Source organism: Limnobacter alexandrii, assembly GCF_005871185.1.
Classification (GTDB): Bacteria; Pseudomonadota; Gammaproteobacteria; order Burkholderiales; family Burkholderiaceae_B; genus Limnobacter; species Limnobacter alexandrii.
Genome location: NZ_SWKN01000006.1, coordinates 751,929 through 774,644, shown reverse-complemented (window position 1 = coordinate 774,644; position 22,716 = coordinate 751,929). Strand labels below are relative to the sequence as shown.

The following is a 22,716-nucleotide window of genomic DNA, read 5'->3' as shown; positions in this document are numbered from 1 at the left end:
GTCTATTCGTTTTGAAAAAAATCGCTCAAAGAGTGATACATCCCCATCAGCAGAGAGTGAAACTCATCCCCCGTTATGACTAAAAACAACCGTGTCATTTGGAGCGAAGGCCTGTTTCTTCAGCCCCAACATTTCCAGCAACAAGAACGACATTTCGAGCATGAAGTTCACATCAGAACCTCTCACTTCAATTCGTACTGCCATGGCTTTCATGAGCTAAAACTGGATCAGGACTTGCTGTTGGCCGGGAAAATTTCCATCCTGAAAGCCTCGGGTTACTTTCCGGATGGAAGCTATTTTTCGATTCCAGACCAGGACCCCGCCCCGCCTTGTCTGGACCTGTCAAGTGAAGGCAAGGACAGCAAGATTTTCCTGGCCCTTGCACGGCCACACTGGCAGGCGCAACATTTGGGATGGGGAGCCGAGAATGAGGAAGGCACTATTCCACAAGGCATGCGATACCGCGGCCAACGCACTGAAATACCCAGTATTTACGACCAGGGGCTGGAGGCACAATCCATTGAACTGGGGCAACTGAACACGTTTATAAGTACAGGCCACCAAACCCGTGACGGCGTGGTTTGCCTGCAAATTTGCGAACTGCGCGAATCAAGGCAAGGGTTGGCTCAAATCGATGAAACATTTATCGAGCCCTGCCTGTGCAGCATTCAGAACAACAACATTCGACGCATGCTCGAAGCGGTGCTTGGTTTGCTCCAAAGCAAAATCGATCAGCTGCGGCAACGTCGTGTGCGCAAGGGTAGTCACAACAGTTCGGAGATCGGCGATTTTCTTCTATTGAAAAGTTGCATTGAACACCGCTTGTTGATTTTGCACTCGCTTGCGCTTCCGAAGCTTCACCCAGAGACTGCCTACATTCGGCTGCTTGAGTGTTTGGGCTCGGTGACCTTGTATGGCAACGACACCGCTGCGGACTTCATTCCGAATTATGACCATGACAACCTTCGCGCAACTTTTTCTCCATTGCTGGCAGCCATCCGAAATGCACTGGCGGGGCTGCATGATCAACATGCCATTCAAATTCCTCTCACTCAAAAACAAAGTGGCGTACACCTGGCGCAAATTAATGACCGCACCCTGCTCACTGATGCCCATTTTTACTTGACCGTACACGCGCTTGCGCCAGAGGAACTGGTACAACGGCAATTCCCCAGCACCGTGAAAATTGGTCCTGTCGAAAAACTTCGTGATCTGGTCAACCTGAACTTGCCAGGAGTTCGCTTGAAGCCAACCCAGCACAATCCGCCTGCCTTGCCCTACTACGCGGATCATCTTTACTTTCAGCTTGAAACACGCACTGAAGTACTTTGGAAAATGCTGGAACAGACCGGACAGCTGGCCATTCACTACGCAGGAGATTTGCCAGAATTGAGAATGGAACTGTGGGCTGTTCGGCGCGAACAGGAGCACTTGTTGTGAATCCGAACGATCCCTTCTCTGCACTCGGTGGTGAGCGCACCATTATCAAACCACGGCTGGGTAAAACCGGCAAACCCCATGTCCAGCCCATCGACTCGCTTGACAACATTCTGGGGCCGGCACATCCAGCTGCCTCATCAGGGCAAGACTCACAGCAGGCCAAACAGGTCCAACTGCGTCAGTTACTTGATCAGTTGAAGAACTGTCCTTCAGCGAGCAACAACACATTGCTGGTTCAGGTATCCCCTTTGCTTCGACTGATGTGCCTTGTCGGCGAGATGGCCGAACTTCCTTCACCCAGCCTGCTTTCTGAAACGCTGGCGGCAGAGTTGATCGAACTTGACCGCAGCCTAGAACAACTTCAACGGCCACACGCCGAGCGGATTTCTGTGCGCTACCTGCTTTGCACCTACATGGATGAACGCGCCGCGAATACCCCCTGGGGTGGTGCCGGGCAATGGGCAAGCCACAGTTTGTTACATCAGTTTTTCAGTGAGACCTGGGGCGGTGAAAAGGTATTTGCATTGATTCAAAAAATGATGCAAAACCCAACGGAGAACCGCGACTTGCTGGGTTTGATGGCGATTGTTCTCAGCCTTGGTCTTCAAGGAAAGTACAAAGTACAGCCAGGCGGTGAGTCTGCTTTGCAACAACTGCGAGCGAGGCTTTTTCAGCTTGTGTCCATGAACTCGAACACCACCGCAAGCAACTTGCACCCTGATCTTTGGCAATCCAAAGCACCCAGACCACACCACCGCCTGTTACAGATTCCACTTTGGCTGCCCGTGAGTGCGATGGGTCTGATAGGCGCCACCTACTTTCTGGGTCTTTACTTCAACATGAATACGCAGTCCGACATCGCTTTCAATGAAGTTGCCTCGATTACTTTTCCTGCACCAGAGTTTCCAAAATCACAGGTGCAGCAATTGGCACCGGCTGTCGGACTCGAACTTCCACGCCAGCTGCAACAGGAAATCATGGCCGGTCAACTCACCCTGAAACAATCCGGCAACAAGTCCACGGTCGTTCTGGTGGGTGACGGTCTCTTTGGCTCAGGCAGCGCCGAACTGTCGGCTGATGCCTTGCCACTGGTCGACAAAGTGGCCCGGGAACTTGCACTGCACCCCGGTCAAATCACAGTGACTGGGTACACCGACAATCAGCCGATTCGCTCAATCCGCTTCCCTTCAAACTGGCAACTGTCCGCAGCACGCGCAGACCATGTGGGTCAACGGATCGCCATTCATCTGCCCAATGTGGGCATTGCCACCGAGGGAGCAGGTGCGGCCAACCCGATTGCGCCGAATGACACGCCAAAAGGTCGGGCATTGAATCGCCGTGTCGAGATCACCCTGCTTCATGCCCAATAAAACACCTTCGAGTTCACTATGTTTTTGAGATTTGTTTTAAGCCTTTTGGCATTTTCCGGATTCGCGGCATTGATCTGGCTGGTGGGTCCCATTTTGGCTGTGGGCGACACCAAACCGCTTGAACAAGCGTGGACCCGGATTGTGTTGATCGTGATGGTCGGGCTGCTTGTTTTTGTTCCACTGGCGTGGCGTTGGTGGAAAATTCGCACCGCAGAGCATGCTTTGAAAGTAAGCCTGACCCGACAGGATGAACAGGCCCTTGCACAGACTGCAAAGCTACAGGATATTTTCACCCAGGCAGTGCACCTGCTCAGGCAGCATCAGTCACGCAAGGCCTGGTACCAAAGCAAACCCGGTTTGTACGAGCTTCCCTGGTACATCATGATTGGCCCACCCGGCAGCGGCAAAACAACAGCATTGAAAAATGCAGGTTTGCGTTTCCCCTTGCAAGACCCTTTGGGCAAAGACTCGATCAAAGGTGTGGGCGGCACCCGCAACTGTGACTGGTGGTTTACGGATCAAGCTGTACTGATCGATACGGCAGGCCGGTTCACCACACAAGACTCGGACCAAAACACCGACTCGGCGGGATGGAATTCCTTTCTCAGTCTTTTGAAAAAACATCGGCCAAAGCAACCTGTCAACGGCGTGCTTCTCACGCTCAGTGTTCAGGAGCTGCTAGACAACGAATCGAAACAAAAAGAGACTGCGAACAAGATTGCCCTGCGTCTTCAGGAAATGATTCGCGCACTGGGCATGTGCCCCCCGGTTTATGTGTTGATCACGAAACTCGACTTGCTCACGGGTTTCCGTGAAACCTTTGGGCGATTGTCTGAGCTGGATCGTGCCAAGGCATGGGGAGTCAACTTTGAGCACCCCAATGCCCTGGATACAACACTGAAACAAACACTGCCCAAGGCCTTGAGCCAAATGGTTGAGCATTTGGGAGAACAGGTGAACAAACGCCTGCAAGAGGAGGAGCAAGAAAGCAAACGAATCAAACTGTTTGAATTTCCGCTGGCATTTGCCCAACTAAAACCAGCCATAGAGAACCTTCTGCAACAGGCACTGCAATCGGACAGTCCGTTTGAACGGCCTGTGGTGTTGCGTGGCGTTTACCTGAGCAGCGGCACACAGGACGGCAATGTTTTTGATCGTATCGCAGTGGGCCTTGCTCAGCACAAGGCACTGGAAGCACCCGCCACCGGCCAGGGGAAAAGTTTTTTCATTCGGGACATGCTGGCCAAAGTTGTTTTTCAAGAAAAGCATCTTGCCGGACATGTTAAAAAAACCGCATTTTTTGAACGCACAATTTATATGGGTATTTTGGGCGTTTCGGCCACAGTTCTAACCTTGCTGTTAATCGGCTGGTGGATCAGCTACAGCAACAACAGCAAAGTTCTCGACGAAACCCTTGTGCTGAGCCGTGCGGTGTCTGAGCAGGCGTCTTCCCTGCAAACAGAGTCGCAGGCGCCCTTGCCGCCACTGTTTGCAGCGCTAAGCAGGCTGCGGGAAATCGCTGAGCCCAGCCCTGAAGGTTTCATGCACCACCTTGGATTGAACCAGGACGACAAGCTACAGCAAGCCGAGCAACTGGCTTATCACAAGGCGCTTGAAACGGCGTTGATGCCAAGAATTGCGAAGCGGCTTGAAGACAGATTGCGTGCAGCCCTGAACCAAGACATGCAGTTGGCCTACGAATCGCTGAAAGCCTATGTGATGATTCATTCGCCCACCCATTATGATGCGCAGGCCTTGGCCAGTTGGGTGGTGTTTGATTGGCAACAGAATGTTCTAGCCAGTTACACACCGGAACTTCAAGATGCTGCCCTACACCATTTGCAAGAAGCGATTGCCTTGGGAGCACCTGGCAGTTTGCCCGAGAAAGACACCGAGCTGATTGAGACTGCACGACAAATCATTGGCGCTCAGGCCCTGGACAACAGACTGTACCAGCGCATGGTTCGATTTTACAAACCAGCGCCCAACGGTGGCTTTAACTTGATCGACGCAGTGGGTGCAAGCTCGGCTGCAATATTCACAAGACCCAGTGGCCAACCGTTGAGCCAGGGAATCGATGCGCTGTATACACGCGAAGCCTATACACAATACTTCCTGGTGCAGTTGCCTGAGCAGGCCAGCCGACTGAAACAGGAAGCGGAGTGGGTGATGGGAGACATGGCAAGCAATGGTTCAAGCCAAACCGAGGCACTACCCGAACTTCTAAGACAAGTTCGCAATTTGTACATTCGCGATTACATCCGCATTTGGGACAGTTATCTAAAAGATGTGCAGATTCAGAAACCCGCCCAGTTCGAGCAGGCAGTTGACCTTGCTCGAGTTCTGGCCTCACCCCAATCGCTCCTGAAAAAGTTTCTTGAAGAAGTTGCCAAAAACACCCGACTGGCGGGCGAACTGCTCAAAGTGGGGGAAAAGGCTGAAGCAGTGGCGAATCAGAAAGTTCAGCAAGCCTTGTCTCCGAGCGCTGCACTTTTGGCTGGTTCCAATTTCAAAGCTGCCAATTTTGAGGCACCACTGGAGCAACAAGTCGACGATTACTTCAGTGATGTCAACAGCCTTTTCGAAGGCAACCCACCCGCATACAACCAGGTGGCCGGCCTATTGAATGAGCTTTACGCGCAGCTGGCTGCGATTGCCAGCGCAAAGAAAAGCAAGTCTGCGCCACCGCCTGCTGCTGCCATGGACACATTGCAGGTGGGTGCTGGTGTGTTGCCAGAGCCAGTCCGCGCGATTGTTGGGCAATTGGCGGGACAGGGCAGTGCCCAGGGCCGTGCGGCAGAGCGAGCCAATCTGAGCGCTGACCTGCGACCTCTTCAGGAAATTTGTCGGCGAACCGTCTCCAACCGTTATCCAATTCATCCCGGGTCGGGCCTGGATGTTCTCAGCGATGACTTTGCCCGTTTTTTTGCACCCAACGGACTGATGGACCAGTTTTTTTCCAGCCGCCTTAGCCAAGTGGTGGACACCGGTGGCCCCAACTGGAAATTGAAACCTCTTGGCGATGGATCGCAGGCACCGAACAACCCATCGCTCATTCAGTTTCAGCGAGCAGCCAGAATTCGGGATGTATTCTTCTCCGGCAATTCCACAGTGGCCAAATTTGATGTGGAAATGCGCCTGGTGCAATCGAGCCACCCCAGCGATGTTTTTTATCTTGAAACCAATGGCGACTTGAAAATGTTCTCCAAACAGTTTCAGCCCAGCCATCGGATTCAATGGGGTGGGCAGGCGCCTTCGAACACATTGCGTATCCGCGCGTCCGAGGGAACACACAAAACCTACAACGGCCCCTGGGCCTTGTTTCGAATGTTTGATGCCGCACAAATTGAAAATACCGAGCGTCCGGAGAAGTTCAAGGCGCGGTTTGTTCTTGATGGCAAACAATTTGAGTTTGAAGTGCTGGCCAATTCTGCGTTCAATCCACTTCGCCTGAATGAACTTCGGCAATTCAGATGCCCAGGAAATTTATGAGACAACACAGGCGTACCGTATGCTGGTTTGGCAAACTGCCCTGCGTGGGCGACTTCTGCAGTGGCAACATGTCCGAGCCCCTGATCGACGCTCTGGATTCTTGGCTGAGCGTCACCATGCAAAGCGGCGAAGAAAAGCATGGCGCAGCCTGGACAAACGCTTACTATCAGGCGCCCATGCACGGCTTTCTGTTTGGGAACAAAACGCTGCCAGCCCTGGGTGGTCAAAGTGCTGTCGGCGTGATGATGCCGTCAGTTGACAAAGCGGGCCGCGCCTTTCCATTCATACTGATGGAGCATTTGGACCAATCCGAAACTGCGCTGCCGAGCAAGGATGCATTGACACGCTGGTTTTTGCAGGCGCACACCTTGTGCGCCAGCGCACTGGACGAGGAGTGGACCTTAGTGCAGTTCAGTCAAGCGCTAGGTCTGTTGCCTGAACTTCAACTTGAACACCCTTCTGCTACTGAGGGCGACGACACCCATTGGTATCGGATTGAATTCTCAGGCGCTGTTCAATGGTTGACTCGATACCGAGGACTGCCCGACATCCGGGCCTTTGAAACCCTGTTTGGTTTGGGCGCAGCGCCATGACGCCCGACATCACCGTGATTCAGCCAGTGCCTGTTGGTCTGGGCCATCAAGACACACCAGGCAATCCAGACACACTGGCCCCCGGTGCACAGATCGAAGGACTCGAAATTCGCGATGTGATTGGAATTGGTGGATTTGGCATCGTTTACAAAGCCTGGGACCCAATGCTTGAACGCCTGGTTGCACTGAAGGAGTATTTTCCCAGTGCACTTGCTGTTCGAATGCCAAGCGGTACTGTGAAGGTCAGGGAGGAGCGACACCGCGGCACTTACGAATCGGGCTTGAGCAGCTTTGTAAATGAAGCTCGTTTGCTGGCTCAATTTGACCATGCAGCACTGGTCAAGGTTTACCGGTTCTGGGAAATGCAGGGGACTGCATACATGGTGATGCCCTTGTATCAGGGTGTCACTTTGAAACAGTACATGCAGCAACATGCCGGGCCACTTCCCGATGAATTGCTGTTGAACTGGCTTGTGGCGCTGACCGAGGCTTTGGAGTGCATGCATGCCCAACAGTGTTATCACCGCGATATTTCACCTGAGAACATCATTATTCAGGAAAGTACGGGGCTGCCAATTCTTCTGGATTTTGGTGCTGCGCGCAGGGCCATTGGCAGTGTCTCGCAACCTTTCACCGTGATACTGAAAGCCAGTTACGCGCCCATTGAGCAGTACGCAGAAGTACCTTCAATGACGCAAGGCCCCTGGACCGACGTGTATGCATTGGCTGCTGTTGCACATTACCTGATGACCGGAAAAACTCCACCCTCTTCGGTCAGCCGATTGGTCAACGACAATTATGTGCTGCTGGAATCGCGGACTGACTTGCAATTCCACATTGAGATCAAACAGGCCATTGATCACGCCTTGCGTGTGCAAGTGCATGAGAGAACCGCCAGCATGGCCGATTTTCGCAGTGCTCTGCAAGCAAGGCCGACGACAAGAAGCGATTTACCGGAAGTTTTACCAGAGCCAAAACCTGAAAAACGCTCAACGAAGCCACGTGCTGTAGCAGTTACCTTCTTGCTTGCTGTTGTGGCGACAGTATCTGTTGTAGCGACGGTATTGATGAACATGACGGACACCAATACTCCCGAGAGTACAGCACTGAGCACAGTTGAAATTACACAGGAAGCCGAACCTGAGATATCCGAAGAACCAGACATTGCGATCGCACCGGCATTTCAGGCAGTGTTGTCCAAAGCAGACAGCACTTTAAGTATTCACATGGAGAACCCTGTCTTGAAAATTGGCGAGGACTTGTTGCGCTTTCAGGTGGAATCGCCATTCCAGGGTTATGTGACCGTTTACGTTCTTTCTTCTGATCAATCACTCATTCAATTGCTACCCAATGTTCGTGTGCCGCAACTCGCCATCAATGCGAATGAAAAAACATGGCTTCCCCCAAGCAGCGAGCCAATACAGGCAAGCGGACCGGCTGGCAATAATCAGTTTTTGGTCATCGTGACGGAAGAACCACGTGACTACACGCCGCTGAAGATGTCGGATCACTATGGATTTGGATTGATTCAGCACACAAATGCAGAACTGGAGGGCGTGACAAGCTGCATCACATCGACGTGCGAAGATCGAATGGCGGCGGCTTGGTTTACGGTAGATGAAGTGGATTAATTCTTCTGTAGAATGAAATCTCCCAAGGGCTTAAACATTACAAAAAAAGCCCAAAATTACCGGAGACGACATGAACACGATCAAAGCTGCAGCACTCCTATTGCTGGGCGCAAGCCTGGCCGCACCCCTCCAAGCCAACGCAGCAAACATCAAAATGTGCATTTTCGACATTGCCGGGCGCAGTGGGCCGGCGTTTGCACAAGCGAAAGATTACGCAGTGGCTGCCAAAGGCTGGGGGGTCAACATTGAACTGGAGGCTTATGTTGATGAACGCCTTGCCGCGGAAGACTTCAAAACTGGCAAATGCGACGCAGCAGCCATTTCCACTTTGCGTGGCCGCCAGTTCAACAAGTTTGTAGGTAGTATTGACTCGATTGGTGCAGTGCCCACTTACAAGCACCTGCGCACCGTAGTCGATTTAATGAGCAGCCCAAAGCTAAATGACAAAATGACAGCCGGCCTGTTCGAGGTGGCCGGCATTTTACCCATTGGTGCCGCGTATGTGATGGTGAATGACAGGGCCATTAATTCGGTAGAAAAAGCAGCAGGTAAAAAAATTGCCGTGCTGGACTACGACAAGTCGCAAGCAAAAATGGTGCAGCAATTGGGCGCGCAGCCAGTGGCCAGCGAGGTGATCAACTTCGGTACCAAGTTCAACAATGGGCAGGTGGATATTATTGCCGCACCAGCCATTGCCTATCAGCCACTTGAACTTTACAAAGGCATTGGCACCAAGGGCGGTATTTACCGCTTCCCCTTGGTGCAGCTAACCGCCAATATTTTGATTCGCAAAGACAAGTTTCCGACAGGGTATGGGCAAAAGTCGCGGGTTTGGATTCAGCAACAATTTGACCGCGCCATTGCCTTGGTCGATACGTCTGAGAAAGCAGTGCCTGCCGCTGCGTGGCTGGATATTCCCGCCGGTGACCGTGAAAAGTACGATGTGCTGATGCGTGAATCGCGAATTCAAATGACGGCAGAAGGCTTTTACGATCCCGAGATGATGAAAATTCTAAAACGAATTCGTTGCCGGCTGGATGGCAGCCTTGGCGAGTGCGCAGACAAGCGCGAGTTGTAAATTATTCATCGACATGTGAAACGTTTTGAGCCCGGGGAGCGAATTGACTTGTTCAAACCCTGATGGCTCGAAACACCATGAAAAAACTTCTTCTGCTGATTACCCATGCCGGCGCGCTACTTGTAGGTATCGCGCTGGGTATTTACCTGCTTCCCATTCTTGTAGAACCCGAAAGCCCGGGCGCCGAGGCCATTGCGGCATCGCAAAGCGGGGCGCTGTTCTCCACTGATTTCAAACGCGATCTGAAAGGCAGCGATTTTCTGCATTGGGGAGAGGGTCGCCTAACCCTGTCTGCAAACCAGGCGGTATTCGAAGGCGAGCTTGCGCCGGGGCCAGATTATTACTTGTACCTGGTGCCGCAATTTGTAGAAGACGAAGCCAGCTTTTTGAACATTAAAAGCCAGGCACTGCAGGTTGGGCCTGTAAAAACTTTTGGTGGCTTTATTCTTGATTTGCCGGCCAATGCTGATTTGCAAAATTACCGCGCGGCTGTTATTTGGTGCGAACGCTTCGGTGAATTCATCACTGCAGGGCAATTTCGCAATTAAGTTGCAAGCAAAGTTGAGGAATGGCTACACCGTTTGCGTGACAAATATGCTCAGATAATCACGTTCATGGTGCTTTTACTCACGAATTGCAGCAAACCCCCTATGGACTGAAATCTCGGCAAGCAACACAATGCGTGTCCGCGCAACGAGGCGCGGTAAAACCGCATCGAATGCAGTGGAGGTGAACGGTGAATGAGACTGACATTGACAAGCTGGAGGCTCGGTTACTGGCTCAGCGTCAGGCCAAGCAAATTAGCCTCTCGATCACCTTGGGTTTGATGACGATTATTTTCCTGGACTCAATTTACATTTTGAGCACGGTGCTGCATGCCATCGAAGGCACGGAAATTTTTCTCTACCTGACGATATTTACGGTGTACGCAGTGGGTGGGGCTTTTGCCCTGGGCACTTTGGCCCGCTACGCATTTATTCGGCACCTGAAACGGGTTCAGGCCGACATTCACCGAATTGAATTAAAGCGAATTTTAAAACGCAGGCACGGTGAGCGTTGGGTTAGACCAAACCATGCGCCTGTTCATCGGCATGATATGAACTGCGAACCATTGCCCCAACGGCTGCGTGCGTGAAGCCCATTTCATAGGCTTTCTCTTCAAACATTTTGAACACATCGGGGTGCACATAGCGGCGCACTGGCAAGTGGTGACCTGATGGGGCCAGGTATTGGCCAATCGTGATCATGTCCACTTGGTGTTCGCGCATGTCGCGCATCACTTGCAAAATTTCGTCGTCGGTTTCGCCAAGCCCTACCATGATGCCGCTTTTGGTGGGCGTGTCGGGGTGGGCTTTCTTGAAGTCTTGCAACAGCTTTAAGGAATGTTTGTAGTCCGAACCCGGGCGGGCTTCCTTGTACAGGCGCTCTGTGGTTTCCAGGTTGTGGTTCATCACGTCGGGCGGGGCGGCATTCAAAATACCCAGCGCTCGGTCCAGGCGACCACGGAAGTCGGGCACCAGAATTTCAATTTTGGTGTTGGGCGACAACTCACGGGTTTTTTCAATACAGGCCACAAAATGGCCCGCGCCACCATCGCGCAGGTCGTCGCGGTCTACGCTGGTAATCACCACGTAGTTCAAGCGCAGGGCGGCAATGGTTTTCGCCAAATTCAGGGGTTCATTTTCGTCGAGCGGATCGGGGCGGCCATGGCCCACGTCGCAGAAGGGACAGCGGCGTGTGCACTTGTCGCCCATGATCATGAAGGTGGCAGTGCCCTTGCCAAAGCATTCACCGATGTTGGGGCAGGAAGCCTCTTCGCACACGGTGTGCAACTTGTGCTCGCGCAGAATTTCCTTGATTTCGTAAAAACGGGTGGAAGGTGAGCCCGCTTTCACGCGGATCCAGCTGGGCTTTTTCAGCTGCTCAACCGGCACAATCTTGATGGGAATTCGGGCGGTTTTTGCGGCTGCTTTTTGCTTGACGGTCGGATCGCTGACTGCGCTCAGTTCTTTGGCCACAGCGGACTTTTCATTGATCTCGGACACGTTTTTGCTCCCTGGCCATTGGGTGGGTTGGCCTTTTATTTACTTTGCCACCGCGGATCGCGCGGCTTCAAGGTGTTGAATCAGGTATTTCATCAGATGCATTTGCATCTCAGAAGGTGAAATTTTAACACCAATTGTGGCCAAGTCCACTGTTTCCAAACCCGCGTAGCCGCAAGGGTTTATTTGCTGAAACGGGGTCAAATCCATGTTCACATTCAATGACAAGCCGTGATAACTACAGCCCTTGCGGATCTTGATGCCCAAGGCGGCAATTTTGGCCAGGCTGCCATGGTGCATGGTGTACACGCCTGGGGCGCTGGGCTTGCGTTGGGCATCCGCCACACCCACGTGTACCAGCGCATCGATAATGCTTTGTTCCAGCAACTGCACATACTCACGCACCTTCAAACCAAAGTGGCGAAGGTCCAAAAGTGGATAAACCACAATTTGCCCGGGGCCGTGATAGGTTATTTGGCCACCGCGATCCGTGTTCACCAAGGGTATGTTGTTGCGTTGCAACATGTGCGCAGGGTCACCCGCAAGGCCTAAAGTGAAGACCGGGGGGTGTTCACAAATCCAGATCTCGTCGCTAAGCTGTTCTGAGCGGGCATCTGTGAAATTGCGCATGGCTTCCCAGGTGGGCAAATAGTCCACCAGGCCCAGTTCCCGAATTTGAAGTGGTACTCCAACTTGCGGGGTGTTGGGTTGCGGCTTGCTTTCTTGTTGGTGGATCATGTAAGCATATTTCCGATTTTTCACAATTTTGCAGTCGAGTTCATCATGTCGTCAGAGCCCATTGAATGGTTTGATATTCCCAGCGTCTTGGGGCGCAGGGCCGCGTCCATTCTGGGCCTGTCCAAAGTTCCAATTGTGGAACTGGATGACTCACACCGCCCTTTAATTCTTGCACACTTGCTGGCCCTGGATGAGACCGACCGCCGTTTGCGCTTTAGTTATGCATTGGGCGACGCGGCAATTGCGAAATACACCGCCAGCATCGATTTTGAACGCGACTCGGTATTTGGCATTTTCGGGCGTGACGATGTGCTGCTGGGCGTGGTGCATTTGGCTGAACTGAACCAGCCCGAAGACAGCAATGCCCCCAAGGGAGCGGAATTGGGCTTGTCGCTGGACGCCAATATGCGTGGGCATGGCCTGGGTACGCTGCTGTTTCAAAGGGCACTGCGCAGGGCACGCAACGAGGGCATAGAAATGCTGTTTATTTATACCCTGATGGACAATGAGGCCATGCTGCGCATAGCCCACAAATTGAACATGCGCGTAAGTACCGCTGATGGCCAATGCGAGGCGCACTTGCGGGTGGAACCCGCCAGCACCAGTTCAATGGTGCGTGAATTTGTGGATGAACATTTGGCCGATATTGACCATTTGTTCAAAAACTCACTGGGGCAATTCAAGAAATGGGCTGAAGAATTTTAATTCCTGCAAACCATTCATGAAAAAAAGCCGGGCCCAGTTAACCTGGCCCGGCTTTTTGTTGACCACTCTTGGTCTTTACTGCGGCAGTGGGTCTGTACGGCCGTTGGTCAGAATCACGATTCGTTCGTCCACTGAGAAATCAGCACCCGAATCGGCCTGTGAAAATGGCATGTCGCGCGTGGTGGTGGCTTCCAGGAAATCTGCCAAAGCCTGTTGTTCGCGGCCTTCAACCAGGAAACCTGCATCGCCTGTGGTGTCCAATTCGACTCGATTAATGTTCATGGTGGGGAAGGGATAACCATCGCCGCCATCGGCCAGGAAGCTGAGCGTGGCCATGCGATAAACCTGATTCACCGGCACACGGAACTGACCGCCCGAGAACACGGTTTGCGGACCAGTCAGCGGACCCAAGCCATCGGGGTCGTTAACCACAATGGTACGCACCCGCGAACCGGCTGCTGCCGTGGGGTCGAAGCTGAAACGCATGCCGCCAATTTGAGGGAACGCCCCTACACCTTGTGCTGCCGCCAAATCGTAGCTGGATACACCGTGCTCCAACAAATCTTTCAGTTGCTGGGCAGTCACGTCAAGCAAACTCAGGGCATTGTTGAATGAAAGTGCACGCTCAATGTCGCCACGAGAAATATCGCCTTCTTGCTTACCCACGGACTCATCGGCTTGTGGTGGCAGCTTTTGCGCCGCACCTGTACCACCGGGTGGCACCAGTATGGTTCCGATGGAACCACGAATACCACCACCGTTTTTCAACGAAACTGCTGTGAGTTCGTCCGTGGCTTGGCCAGCGGCCAGGTTGGCATCGGCTGTCAGGTTACCCAGGTTACTTTCCTGCTTGCGCACAAAGGCGCGATCGCCCTCGAGGTACACGCTGGTAGAGCCGAGAATTACACCTTCGAGTGCCTGGTTGACTGCAAGAATGTCTTGAGCAATCGCGGAAACTTCTGCCTGCCGATCTGCTGCATCCAGATCAAGAGCGGCCAGGCCGGCTGCATCGGTCGAGTAAGCACCATTCACGGCAGGGTCTAGCTTGCCTACAATTACTTCACCATCTTCATCGAATGGCAACACAATGCGGCCCAAGTATTTGTAATCTGCATCCACATTCACCAGCAATACGGGTTCGCCACTGGCTGAGGTAAATTGCTTGGGGTACTCGCCTTGGCTTGTGTCACCTGCGCGGATCAAATCGTTTGAATCAAACAGACGGGTGTTTGAACCGCCTGCGATGATCAAATCAACACCGGTCAAACGCGAGGCCAACTGCTCCTCGACCGAGATCTGCTGCATGTGACCGAGCAAAATGATTTTATCGATGCCACGGTTCAACAATTCATTCACCGAGGGCTGAATTTCAGCAGCCAGGTCGTCAATTGAAAAGCTGCCGTTACCATCCAACGCCGGGCTCACTGTGGCGCCATTCAGCGTGGTGATGGTTGGTAGGGTTGGGGTGGCCGCAGACACCACGCCGATTTCTTCGCCGTCCACTGTAATGACAGCGAACTTTGCAATTTTGCCTGCAAGGCTACTTGCCTCCTGGCCATCGTTGGCGGGGTCAGCCAGGCTTGCCAAATTGGCATCGCCCGAGAAATCGATGTTCGCGGACAGGTAGGGGAACTGCGCACCGCGCCAGGTATCTGCGCCCACGGTTTGCGGAGCAATCAAGTTCAGTACCTTGGCGGTACCCTGATCGAAGTCATGGTTGCCAAATGCAGAGGCATCAAGACCCAGTTGATTCAGAATTTCAATATCACCACGGCCCGCGCTGGGCACACCAAGCTCTTCCGTTAAAGAGGGGTCGGCAGATGCATTGAAAAAAGAACCGGGAATGTAGTTGTCACCGGAACTTAGAAACACGGTGTTGTCTGGTTTCTCTGCACGGAACTTGGCGAGTATTGCGGAAATATTCTGGGAGTTTTCAACCAGGTTGCCGCCACTGTCCATGTCGGCGATGTGAAGCACTTGAAGTTCAAATGCTGTTGCTGGAAGAACTTCGGATGGATTGACGGCAACACTGCCGTTACCACCGCCCAGACAGGCGGCCAGTGTGCCGACTGCACCCAAATACACCAGACTTTTTAATGTTGCTTTGTACACGACTACCTCTACTTTTTGCTGCTCAAGCATTCGAGAGTAGTCGGGTATTGTTACCTCTTGTTTTCAGTATCAGGGAAATAGAATCAAAGTGGCGCGCACTCCGGCAAGGGGTCGCTGCCTTTGAACACCCAAATTGGCGCGCTCACGGCCACAATTCGATCACCACGCTTGACGCGCACGAAGTACCAGTTCTTCCCATCGGCTGGGGTTACGGTGAAACGTCCGTTTTTACCGGCTTGAGTTTGCAGGGGCAGGTAACGTTGCTCCTCGTTGCTGCTTGGGCCTGATTGCGAACTGAACAGTTCAAACGACATGTCCTGCAAGGCATCCATGGGCATTGTGCTGCTGACACTGACCTCGAATTGAACCGAGTTGGCCTGAGTGCCAATGCGTGAACCCATCGGCAGGCGCTGCTGACCTTGCGTTGAAGCATGAACAGCTTCAAAGTTCATGCGCAAGGCATTTTCATTTTGTGCCACGGTGTAAAAACGGCGCGCCAGAAATGCTTCCCGAATGTCGGCCTGATTATTTGCACGAGCAATGGCCACGGTTTTTGGCAAATTGGCACCGCCCCAATTGGTTTCGTGATGATCCTCGGAACCCGCTGGGCCCAGGTACCACCCTTTGTCGAGAGCATGGCCGTACCAAGAACCGAACTTGCCATCGGTGTCGTATTCATCGCCTTTGCCAAACACCTCAATGCCCACCACACGGTAGTCTGCAGGTGCCACGTATTTGAAGTCGTTAAACGCATAGGCTGGGTCGCCTTGTTGAAATACGTTCAGGGCATTCAAGGCACCGGCCATGCGGGTGGCTTGGCCCACACCTTCACCAATCTGAAGCAGCACACTGTGAATGGCGTCCTCGCGGCCGGGGTGGTTAAACACCATGAGGCCATCGCCACCGCCACCCAATTGTGGAGACAACACGAACCACTGCCAGAACAAATCCATGGACACCACATAACCCGGGCCCAGTTTGGCATTGATGTTGTTTTTGCTTAAGTACACATTGGCATGCCCGAAGCGGTCGGATGTCCACTCAAACCCGCGCATGGCGGTGAACAGACCAGGCGATTCACCAGTGACCTGATTGGCTTGATTCAAGGTACTGCGCCACTTGGTCAAGCTGTTGGGCAGGTTGTCGGGATCGGAGATCAGGCAAGACAAAGGGTTGTCGGTGCAATTGTCGGGGTCAGGCAAAGCCAGCGGAATGGCCAGGTTGTCCGAATGATCAGACGACATGACGAAATCCATACCGCGCTCGCGCGTTTGCTGGTACACCTGAAGCGGATCGGTATTGGCCTGCCCGTCTGAATAAGCGGTGTGCTCGTGCATAGCGCCCAACAGGTGGGAGTAGCCTTGCCCATTCAAACCACCACCATAAAACGGTGTGCATTGGCCAGCCGAGAACTGCGCACTGTTCGGCTGCTGGGCACCGATTGGCGGGGCGGACAGCAAGCCTGCCAAAGGGCAACCGGCCCGTGTTGGATCCTGTAAACATTCCAGAAGCCCGGCATTGCTGCTGGTGTTGCTGCGCACGCTGGCATCGACGCTGCGTTGGCTCACCGAAGTTTGGAAGTTGGCTCTATCCGACACCTCGACTCGGAAGGTGAGGGTTTGATTCGCCAGGTCAGGTGGTATTTGTACCTGGGCCCTGGCTTTGTCGGCATTGCTGACTGTCAGCATGGCACCTGCTGTTTGCGTCCAGCGATAAAACAAGGCGTCGCCATCGGCATCACTGGCGTTCACTTGCAAGCTCAAAGTTTCACCTGGGCGCACAGGTTCGGGCAATGCGCTTGCATCTTGTATGACTGGTGCAGTGTTGGCTGGGCGATTGGGGGTGGTCACATCGAATAACTTGAAACCCAAACCGTCTTGATTGTCGATTGCAACAGCCCGCAAGGTGTAAGTTTGTGATTCAGGCGAACTGGGAAGCTGTACATTCAAATTGCAGCTTGTCTCGTCGTATTCAATGTTCAGCGTTTCGTTGAGCCAACGGTAAGTTTGAATGGTTCCGTCGGAATCAGTGGACTCGCAGGCACTTGCTGCCAAGCGGTTATCAGGCCCAATCGGGGCCACTGTTGTGTTTACAACAGGTAGGGCATTGTCAAAAGTATTTTGAATGGTGACTTGAATCCGATCTTCAAGCACGGTGTTGTTGGACAACAGAGCCTGTACTACGAATTCAACAGGCGTATCTGCTACAACCTGCGGCAGTTCCAAATTCAAAACAGATTCATCAGACCGACCAGTATCACCAAAGAATACTGTTTCTTCACTGGCTGGAAACCAGGCGTAGGCCACCACGGCATTCTGATCCGTATTTTGCACAGCGGCGCGCAGTTCGATGGTGCTGCGCTCGGCGGCTTGCTGGTCTTGCCCGGCGCTCAAAGCTGGAGAATTTTCTTGACCTTCCACTCGGCCTCCACCCCCGCTGGCTTCGCCACCGTTGCCATTACAAGCAGTCAGCAAAGCAGTGAAAAGAATGGTGTAGGCAAAACTGGAATAACGCATGAAGTGCACCCGGAGTAGATAGCTTTAATACCGAATACATGCGGAAAGGGATTTGTGGATTCACCCTAAGCGACAAGTCACCAAAATGACACAATCAATGCAGCACCGCTGGAATGGAATGGAACGGGCTTTTGTTAAGTGTCAATCAAATGACCCGTGCGGACAAGAATGGTACAACCCGGCTTGCTAAAAGGAGTGTGCGCACTAGCGTGCGGGCTACGTATCCAGGTACCCGCGGGGTAGTCGCCGTGTTCATCCGAGAACACACCTTCAAGCACGAAAATTTCTTCTCCACCCATGTGGCGGTGCATGTTGAAATAGGTGCCGGGCGCCCATTTCACCAAGGCAGTGTGGCGAGTCTCGAAGCTGTCCAACGGCATCACCTTTAAGCCAGGCACAAGACCTTGCCGCCATTCTGCGTGGTTCGTGTTGACGACGACCGGTGTTTGATCTTCAGGCCGCATGTGGCGAAGCTTCACAAGAATTGTGCAGCCTTCCGTGGATTTGGGCGAATGCTTCGTACCCACGGGATTTTTTACAAAAGTACCTGCCGGATAAGCGCCAAACTCATCTTCAAACGTGCCTTCCAGCACGAAGAATTCCTCACCGCCGCCATGCTCATGTTCGGGAAACGAGCACCCTGCGTCGTATCGAACAATCGAGGTTAAACGGGCCACTTCATCGCCATCCCGTTCCAATGGTTTGCGCCACACGCCAGGGGCTGGGGACTGAACCCACTCTACTTCGTTGCTGTTGACGACTGCGCGTTGGGTAAGATCGGCGTTGAGTTTCATGGTGCTGCTTGGTGAGTACTTACTGCGAGGGGTTCAGTTTACCGCAAAGTACGACCGCTGGTTTTTTGGCTCGACCGGCTTGGGTTCCGCTTTCTCGACTGTTCGTTAATTGCCCGATCGGCTTGGGTTTCAATCTCTCGCCTGAAAACCTGGTTTTCCCTTTTTGAGATTCACCCTGACTCACCTCGCTCGGCAAAAAAGCGGGCCGAGTCTCGGTGCCGGCCTTTGGCCGACCGTGGCGGGTGAATTCAAACGGGCAGGTTTTCTTGAAGGCGAGGCGATCGAAACACCGCCGCCGATTGGGCTACAGACCCAGCCGACGGTGACGCTGAGCTGAACTTGCAAGTGGTCGCGCACAGTAGGTTTAAGCCAACTCGGCAGTGGGATTGCTTGGGACGCACTTCAAGAAAACCGCCCCGTTTGAACCAAGGCTTCAATGCTCGCCTTCAGGCGGCACCCAAGACCCGACCATCTTTTTTGGAGGGCTTGGGTGAATTGAATGCCTTGCTTCAAAAAGGGATCAAGCGGTTTTCAGTGTGGCACAAGTAACCCACACCGAGTTGGCAAGAAACCGCAACAGTGCCCCTTCACATTCAGCGAAAAAGTCACGCCTCACATCGACCTGCGATACTTCCCACCCACTTCAAACAGCGCCTGCGTAATTTGCCCCAGCGAGCAAACGCGCACCGCATCCACCAGCACCTCGAATACATTGCCACCATCCATCGCAGTTTGCTTCAAGCGTTCCAGCATGGCGCCACTTTCCGCTGCATGCCGCTCCTGAAACTCTGCAAGGCGTTTAAGCTGACTTTGCTTTTCTTCTTCCGTGGCACGCGCAAGTTCAAGCGAGTTCAAGGAATCGGCATTGTCATTGGGGTTGGTGAAGGTGTTCACACCCACAATCGGCAGGGTTCCGTCGTGCTTCTGAATTTCATAATGCATCGACTCTTCCTGAATCTTGCTGCGCTGGTAGCCGGTTTCCATGGCACCCAACACACCACCGCGTTCACTGATTCGGTCCAGTTCAGCCAACACGGCTTCTTCAACCAATTCCGTCAGCTCTTCAATAATGAACGCACCCTGGCTTGAGTTTTCATTTTTCGCCAAACCCCATTCCTTGTTGATGATCAACTGAATGGCCATGGCGCGGCGCACGCTTTCTTCAGTGGGTGTGGTCACCGCTTCATCATAAGCATTGGTATGCAAGCTATTGCAGTTGTCGTACACCGCAATCAAGGCCTGCAAGGTGGTGCGGATGTCGTTGAATGCAATTTCCTGGGCGTGCAAACTGCGGCCGCTGGTTTGAATGTGATATTTCAATTTCTGGCTGCGGTCGGCAGCGTTGTAACGGTCGCGCATGGCAATGGCCCAAATGCGGCGGGCCACACGACCCAACACGGTGTACTCCGGGTCCATGCCATTGCTGAAGAAGAAGCTTAGGTTTGGCGCAAAGTCGTCGATCTTCATGCCGCGCGCCAAATACGCTTCCACAAATGTAAAGCCATTGCTCAGCGTAAATGCCAGTTGTGAAATCGGGTTGGCCCCAGCTTCAGCAATGTGATAACCACTGATCGACACGCTGTAGAAATTGCGCACTTCATGATCGATGAAGTATTGCTGAATGTCGCCCATCACACGCAAACTGAATTCGGTCGAGAAGATGCAGGTGTTTTGGCCTTGGTCTTCTTTCAGAATGTCAGCCTGTACAGTGCCGCGCACAGCTTTCAGTGTAGCGGCCTTGATGTTGGCATATTCATCCGCATTTGGCGCGCGCTTGTTCTCAGCAGTGAACTTGTCCACTTGCTGATCAATCGCCGTGTTCAGGAACATCGCCAAAATACTGGGCGCAGGGCCATTGATGGTCATTGACACACTGGTGCTGGGTGCGCACAAATCGAAGCCGCTGTACAACACTTTCATGTCGTCGAGCGTGGCCACGCTTACGCCGCTGGTGCCTACCTTGCCGTAAATGTCGGGGCGTAAATCGGGGTCAAAACCATACAAGGTGACCGAGTCAAACGCGGTCGACAATCGCTTGGCATCGCTTGCGCCGCTCAACATTTTGAAGCGGCGGTTGGTGCGCGCAGGGTCGCCTTCACCGGCAAACATGCGGGTAGGGTCTTCGCCCTCACGCTTCACTGGGAATACACCGGCAGTGAAGGGGAAGTAACCGGGCAAATTTTCCAGCATCACGAATTTCAGCAAATCTGCACGGCTGGTGAATTTGGGCAGGCTAACACGGTTAATTTTCAAACCGCTCAGCGAGGTCACGGTGAGCGGTGCTTGCAGCGCCTTGCCGCGTACTTCATAAGTGAGCGTGTCGCCTTGGTAGCCTTCTGCCAACTTGGAATAATCTTTCATGGCTTTTTGGGCGGCCATGCTGATGCGGGTGTTGGTCAGCTCAAGAATATCCTCCAGCGCTTCAACAGCCTTGGTTTTGTCGGGCTTGTGTTCAAGCAGCAAAGCCTGTGCACGCTGCATGCATTCCTGGTCGTACACAGTTGCAACGTCTTTCTGAACCTGCGCTTTGTAGCTGCGTACGGCTTGTGCAATTTCAGCGAGGTAACGCACGCGCTCGGAAGGCACCACCGCCTTCATGGTGGTGGAGTGCTTGGTGTCAATCGCATTGAACAGGCCTTTGGAAGGCTTGGCAATGGGCAAGGCTGCACGCAAGGCCTTGTACAGGGCACTGACACCATCGTCGTTAAAGCGGCTGGCCAAGGTGCCATACACAGGCATGGTGTCGGGCATGCTGGTAAACGCCATTCGGTTGCGCTGCACTTGTTTGCACACATCGCGTAGGGCGTCGAGTGCGCCTTTGCGATCAAACTTGTTAACTGCCACAAAATCGGCGAAGTCGAGCATGTCGATTTTCTCGAGCTGGCTGGCGGCGCCGTACTCAGGCGTCATCACATACAGGCTGAAATCCACATGCGGCACAATAGCAGCATCGCCCTGGCCAATGCCCGGTGTTTCAATCAGCACCACATCAAAACCAGTGACGCGGCACAAGGCGATGATGTCGGGCAAGGTGGCAGGCACTTCCTGCGCGGAATCGCGCGTGGCCAGCGAACGCATAAACACCCTGGGGCCGTTGCCAGCCCAGGGGCCAATCGCATTCATTCGAATTCGGTCGCCCAGCAAGGCACCACCGGTTTTGCGGCGGGAAGGGTCCACGCACACCACACCAATGGTGAGGTCGTCGCCATGGTCCATGCGCAGGCGGCGAATCAGTTCATCCGTCAGGCTCGATTTACCAGCACCGCCCGTGCCGGTAATGCCCAGCACTGGGGTTTTGCTGGCCTTGGCCTGTTCACGAATGGCTTGCAGGTCGGTGGCAGGCACTTCGTCGCGCTCCAGGCGGGTAATCAGTTGGGTGAGCAAGGGCCAGTTATTGGCCAAGGACTTGATCCCATCGGGGGTACACGCTACGTCAGCTTTCTTGCGTGCGTCGCGCACTTGCGCAGCGCGGGCAATCATGTCGCCAATCATGCCCTCAAGGCCCATTTTCTGGCCGTCTTGCGGGCTGTAAATCCGGTTCACGCCATAGGTTTGAAGGGCTTCGATTTCGGAGGGCAAAATTACGCCACCACCGCCACCAAACACCTGAATGTGTCCAGCGTTGTTGGCCTTCAGCTCGTCAACCATGTACTTAAAGAATTCGTTGTGACCGCCTTGATAAGAACTCACGGCCAAGCCGTCGGCGTCTTCCTGAATGGCAGCATCGACCAGTTCTTGAACAGAACGGTTGTGACCCAAATGAATGACTTCAGCACCTTGGCTTTGCAACAAGCGGCGAATCATGTTGATCGCGGCGTCGTGTCCGTCGAACAGCGACGAGCCGGTTACAAAACGCAGTGGCGTGCCTTTGGTGTCAGTGAGGGGTTTTCCCACCTCGCCGGTGCTGCTTTTCATTCGTGTCTCCTGGATGTTTGCGGTTGTTTTCCACCGCTCGTTTGAATTTCAATTCTAACCTATCCATGCGCCACGCGTAGCAGGCAACCAAACCCAAAAAACTCAAAAGTAGAACGCTGGAAATAACCCAATAGGTCAAAGGCACCCCGTAAACCGTGATTCCAAGCTGGGGAATGAACAAGACAACACTGAGAATCAAAGCGATCCACACCCCCAACAAGCGCCAGGTAATTCGCTTAACCTGCCGCCAATACTCGTTTTCAGCTGGGGTGGGGTGCGGCTTGTTCATG

The 22,716-nt window shown here is 53.3% G+C and carries 16 protein-coding genes; 9 read left to right on the top strand and 7 right to left on the bottom strand.

The window, feature by feature from the left end; all coding sequences use genetic code 11:
• Nucleotides 1-75 precede the first annotated feature (75 nt).
• The 8 genes from tssK to FCS97_RS03855 all read left to right on the top strand — a co-directional run bounded on the left by tssK (nt 76) and on the right by FCS97_RS03855 (nt 10,739).
• Complete coding sequence (gene tssK, locus FCS97_RS03890; RefSeq protein ID WP_138516779.1) at nt 76-1,440, top strand: type VI secretion system baseplate subunit TssK; 1,365 nt, start codon at nt 76-78, stop codon at nt 1,438-1,440.
• Entirely contained in the window at nt 1,437-2,810 is a 1,374-nt protein-coding gene (gene tssL, locus FCS97_RS03885) for a type VI secretion system protein TssL, long form (protein ID WP_138516776.1), read from the top strand. Before tssK ends, tssL begins: the two co-directional genes overlap by 4 nt.
• A gap of 18 nt (nt 2,811-2,828) precedes the next feature.
• Nucleotides 2,829-6,302 (top strand): type VI secretion system membrane subunit TssM, encoded by a 3,474-nt coding sequence (gene tssM, locus FCS97_RS03880; protein WP_138516774.1) that lies wholly within the window; start codon nt 2,829-2,831, stop codon nt 6,300-6,302.
• The gene (gene tagF / locus FCS97_RS03875) at nt 6,299-6,895 is read left to right on the top strand and encodes a type VI secretion system-associated protein TagF (RefSeq protein ID WP_171035156.1); all 597 of its coding nucleotides are present in this window, start codon (nt 6,299-6,301) and stop codon (nt 6,893-6,895) included. Before tssM ends, tagF begins: the two co-directional genes overlap by 4 nt.
• Nucleotides 6,892-8,526, top strand: a complete 1,635-nt coding sequence (locus tag FCS97_RS03870; RefSeq protein WP_138516770.1) for a serine/threonine-protein kinase — start codon at nt 6,892-6,894, stop codon at nt 8,524-8,526. The genes tagF and FCS97_RS03870 overlap by 4 nt, the downstream gene beginning before the upstream one ends.
• 70 nt (nt 8,527-8,596) lie before the next feature.
• A complete protein-coding gene (locus FCS97_RS03865) occupies nt 8,597-9,604 on the top strand; it encodes a putative solute-binding protein (RefSeq protein ID WP_138516768.1) in 1,008 nt (335 codons plus the stop codon).
• Nucleotides 9,605-9,681: 77 nt separating this feature from the next.
• Nucleotides 9,682-10,152 (top strand): DM13 domain-containing protein, encoded by a 471-nt coding sequence (locus FCS97_RS03860; protein ID WP_246065819.1) that lies wholly within the window; start codon nt 9,682-9,684, stop codon nt 10,150-10,152.
• A gap of 188 nt (nt 10,153-10,340) precedes the next feature.
• Nucleotides 10,341-10,739 carry a hypothetical protein gene (locus FCS97_RS03855; protein ID WP_138516763.1) on the top strand — a complete coding sequence of 133 codons (399 nt, stop codon included), beginning with the start codon at nt 10,341-10,343 and terminating at the stop codon, nt 10,737-10,739.
• On the opposite strand, the gene lipA is transcribed toward FCS97_RS03855, so the two are convergent.
• Together lipA and lipB are read right to left on the bottom strand one after the other, a co-directional pair.
• Entirely contained in the window at nt 10,666-11,649 is a 984-nt protein-coding gene (gene lipA, locus FCS97_RS03850) for a lipoyl synthase (protein ID WP_138516761.1), read from the bottom strand. The genes FCS97_RS03855 and lipA overlap by 74 nt on opposite strands.
• Before the next feature lie 39 nt (nt 11,650-11,688).
• Nucleotides 11,689-12,384, bottom strand: a complete 696-nt coding sequence (gene lipB / locus FCS97_RS03845; RefSeq protein ID WP_246065818.1) for a lipoyl(octanoyl) transferase LipB — start codon at nt 12,382-12,384, stop codon at nt 11,689-11,691.
• 45 nt (nt 12,385-12,429) lie between these two features.
• Between lipB and FCS97_RS03840 the strand changes: the two genes are divergently transcribed.
• On the top strand, nt 12,430-13,089 hold the full coding sequence (locus tag FCS97_RS03840; RefSeq protein ID WP_138516757.1) for a GNAT family N-acetyltransferase: 660 nt from the start codon (nt 12,430-12,432) through the stop codon (nt 13,087-13,089).
• A gap of 75 nt (nt 13,090-13,164) precedes the next feature.
• Here the strand turns inward: FCS97_RS03840 and FCS97_RS03835 are convergent, their stop codons facing one another.
• The 5 genes from FCS97_RS03835 to FCS97_RS03815 all read right to left on the bottom strand — a co-directional run bounded on the left by FCS97_RS03835 (nt 13,165) and on the right by FCS97_RS03815 (nt 22,715).
• Nucleotides 13,165-15,201, bottom strand: a complete 2,037-nt coding sequence (locus FCS97_RS03835) for a bifunctional metallophosphatase/5'-nucleotidase (protein WP_246065800.1) — start codon at nt 15,199-15,201, stop codon at nt 13,165-13,167.
• Between the two features lie 83 nt (nt 15,202-15,284).
• Nucleotides 15,285-17,717 (bottom strand): PKD domain-containing protein, encoded by a 2,433-nt coding sequence (locus FCS97_RS03830; protein WP_138516753.1) that lies wholly within the window; start codon nt 17,715-17,717, stop codon nt 15,285-15,287.
• Nucleotides 17,718-17,851: 134 nt separating this feature from the next.
• On the bottom strand, nt 17,852-18,511 hold the full coding sequence (locus FCS97_RS03825; protein ID WP_138516751.1) for a cupin domain-containing protein: 660 nt from the start codon (nt 18,509-18,511) through the stop codon (nt 17,852-17,854).
• 612 nt (nt 18,512-19,123) lie between these two features.
• The gene (gene icmF, locus FCS97_RS03820; protein ID WP_138516749.1) at nt 19,124-22,426 is read right to left on the bottom strand and encodes a fused isobutyryl-CoA mutase/GTPase IcmF; all 3,303 of its coding nucleotides are present in this window, start codon (nt 22,424-22,426) and stop codon (nt 19,124-19,126) included.
• Complete coding sequence (locus FCS97_RS03815) at nt 22,386-22,715, bottom strand: DUF4212 domain-containing protein (RefSeq protein WP_138516747.1); 330 nt, start codon at nt 22,713-22,715, stop codon at nt 22,386-22,388. Before FCS97_RS03815 ends, icmF begins: the two co-directional genes overlap by 41 nt.
• Nucleotide 22,716: the final 1 nt, after the last annotated feature.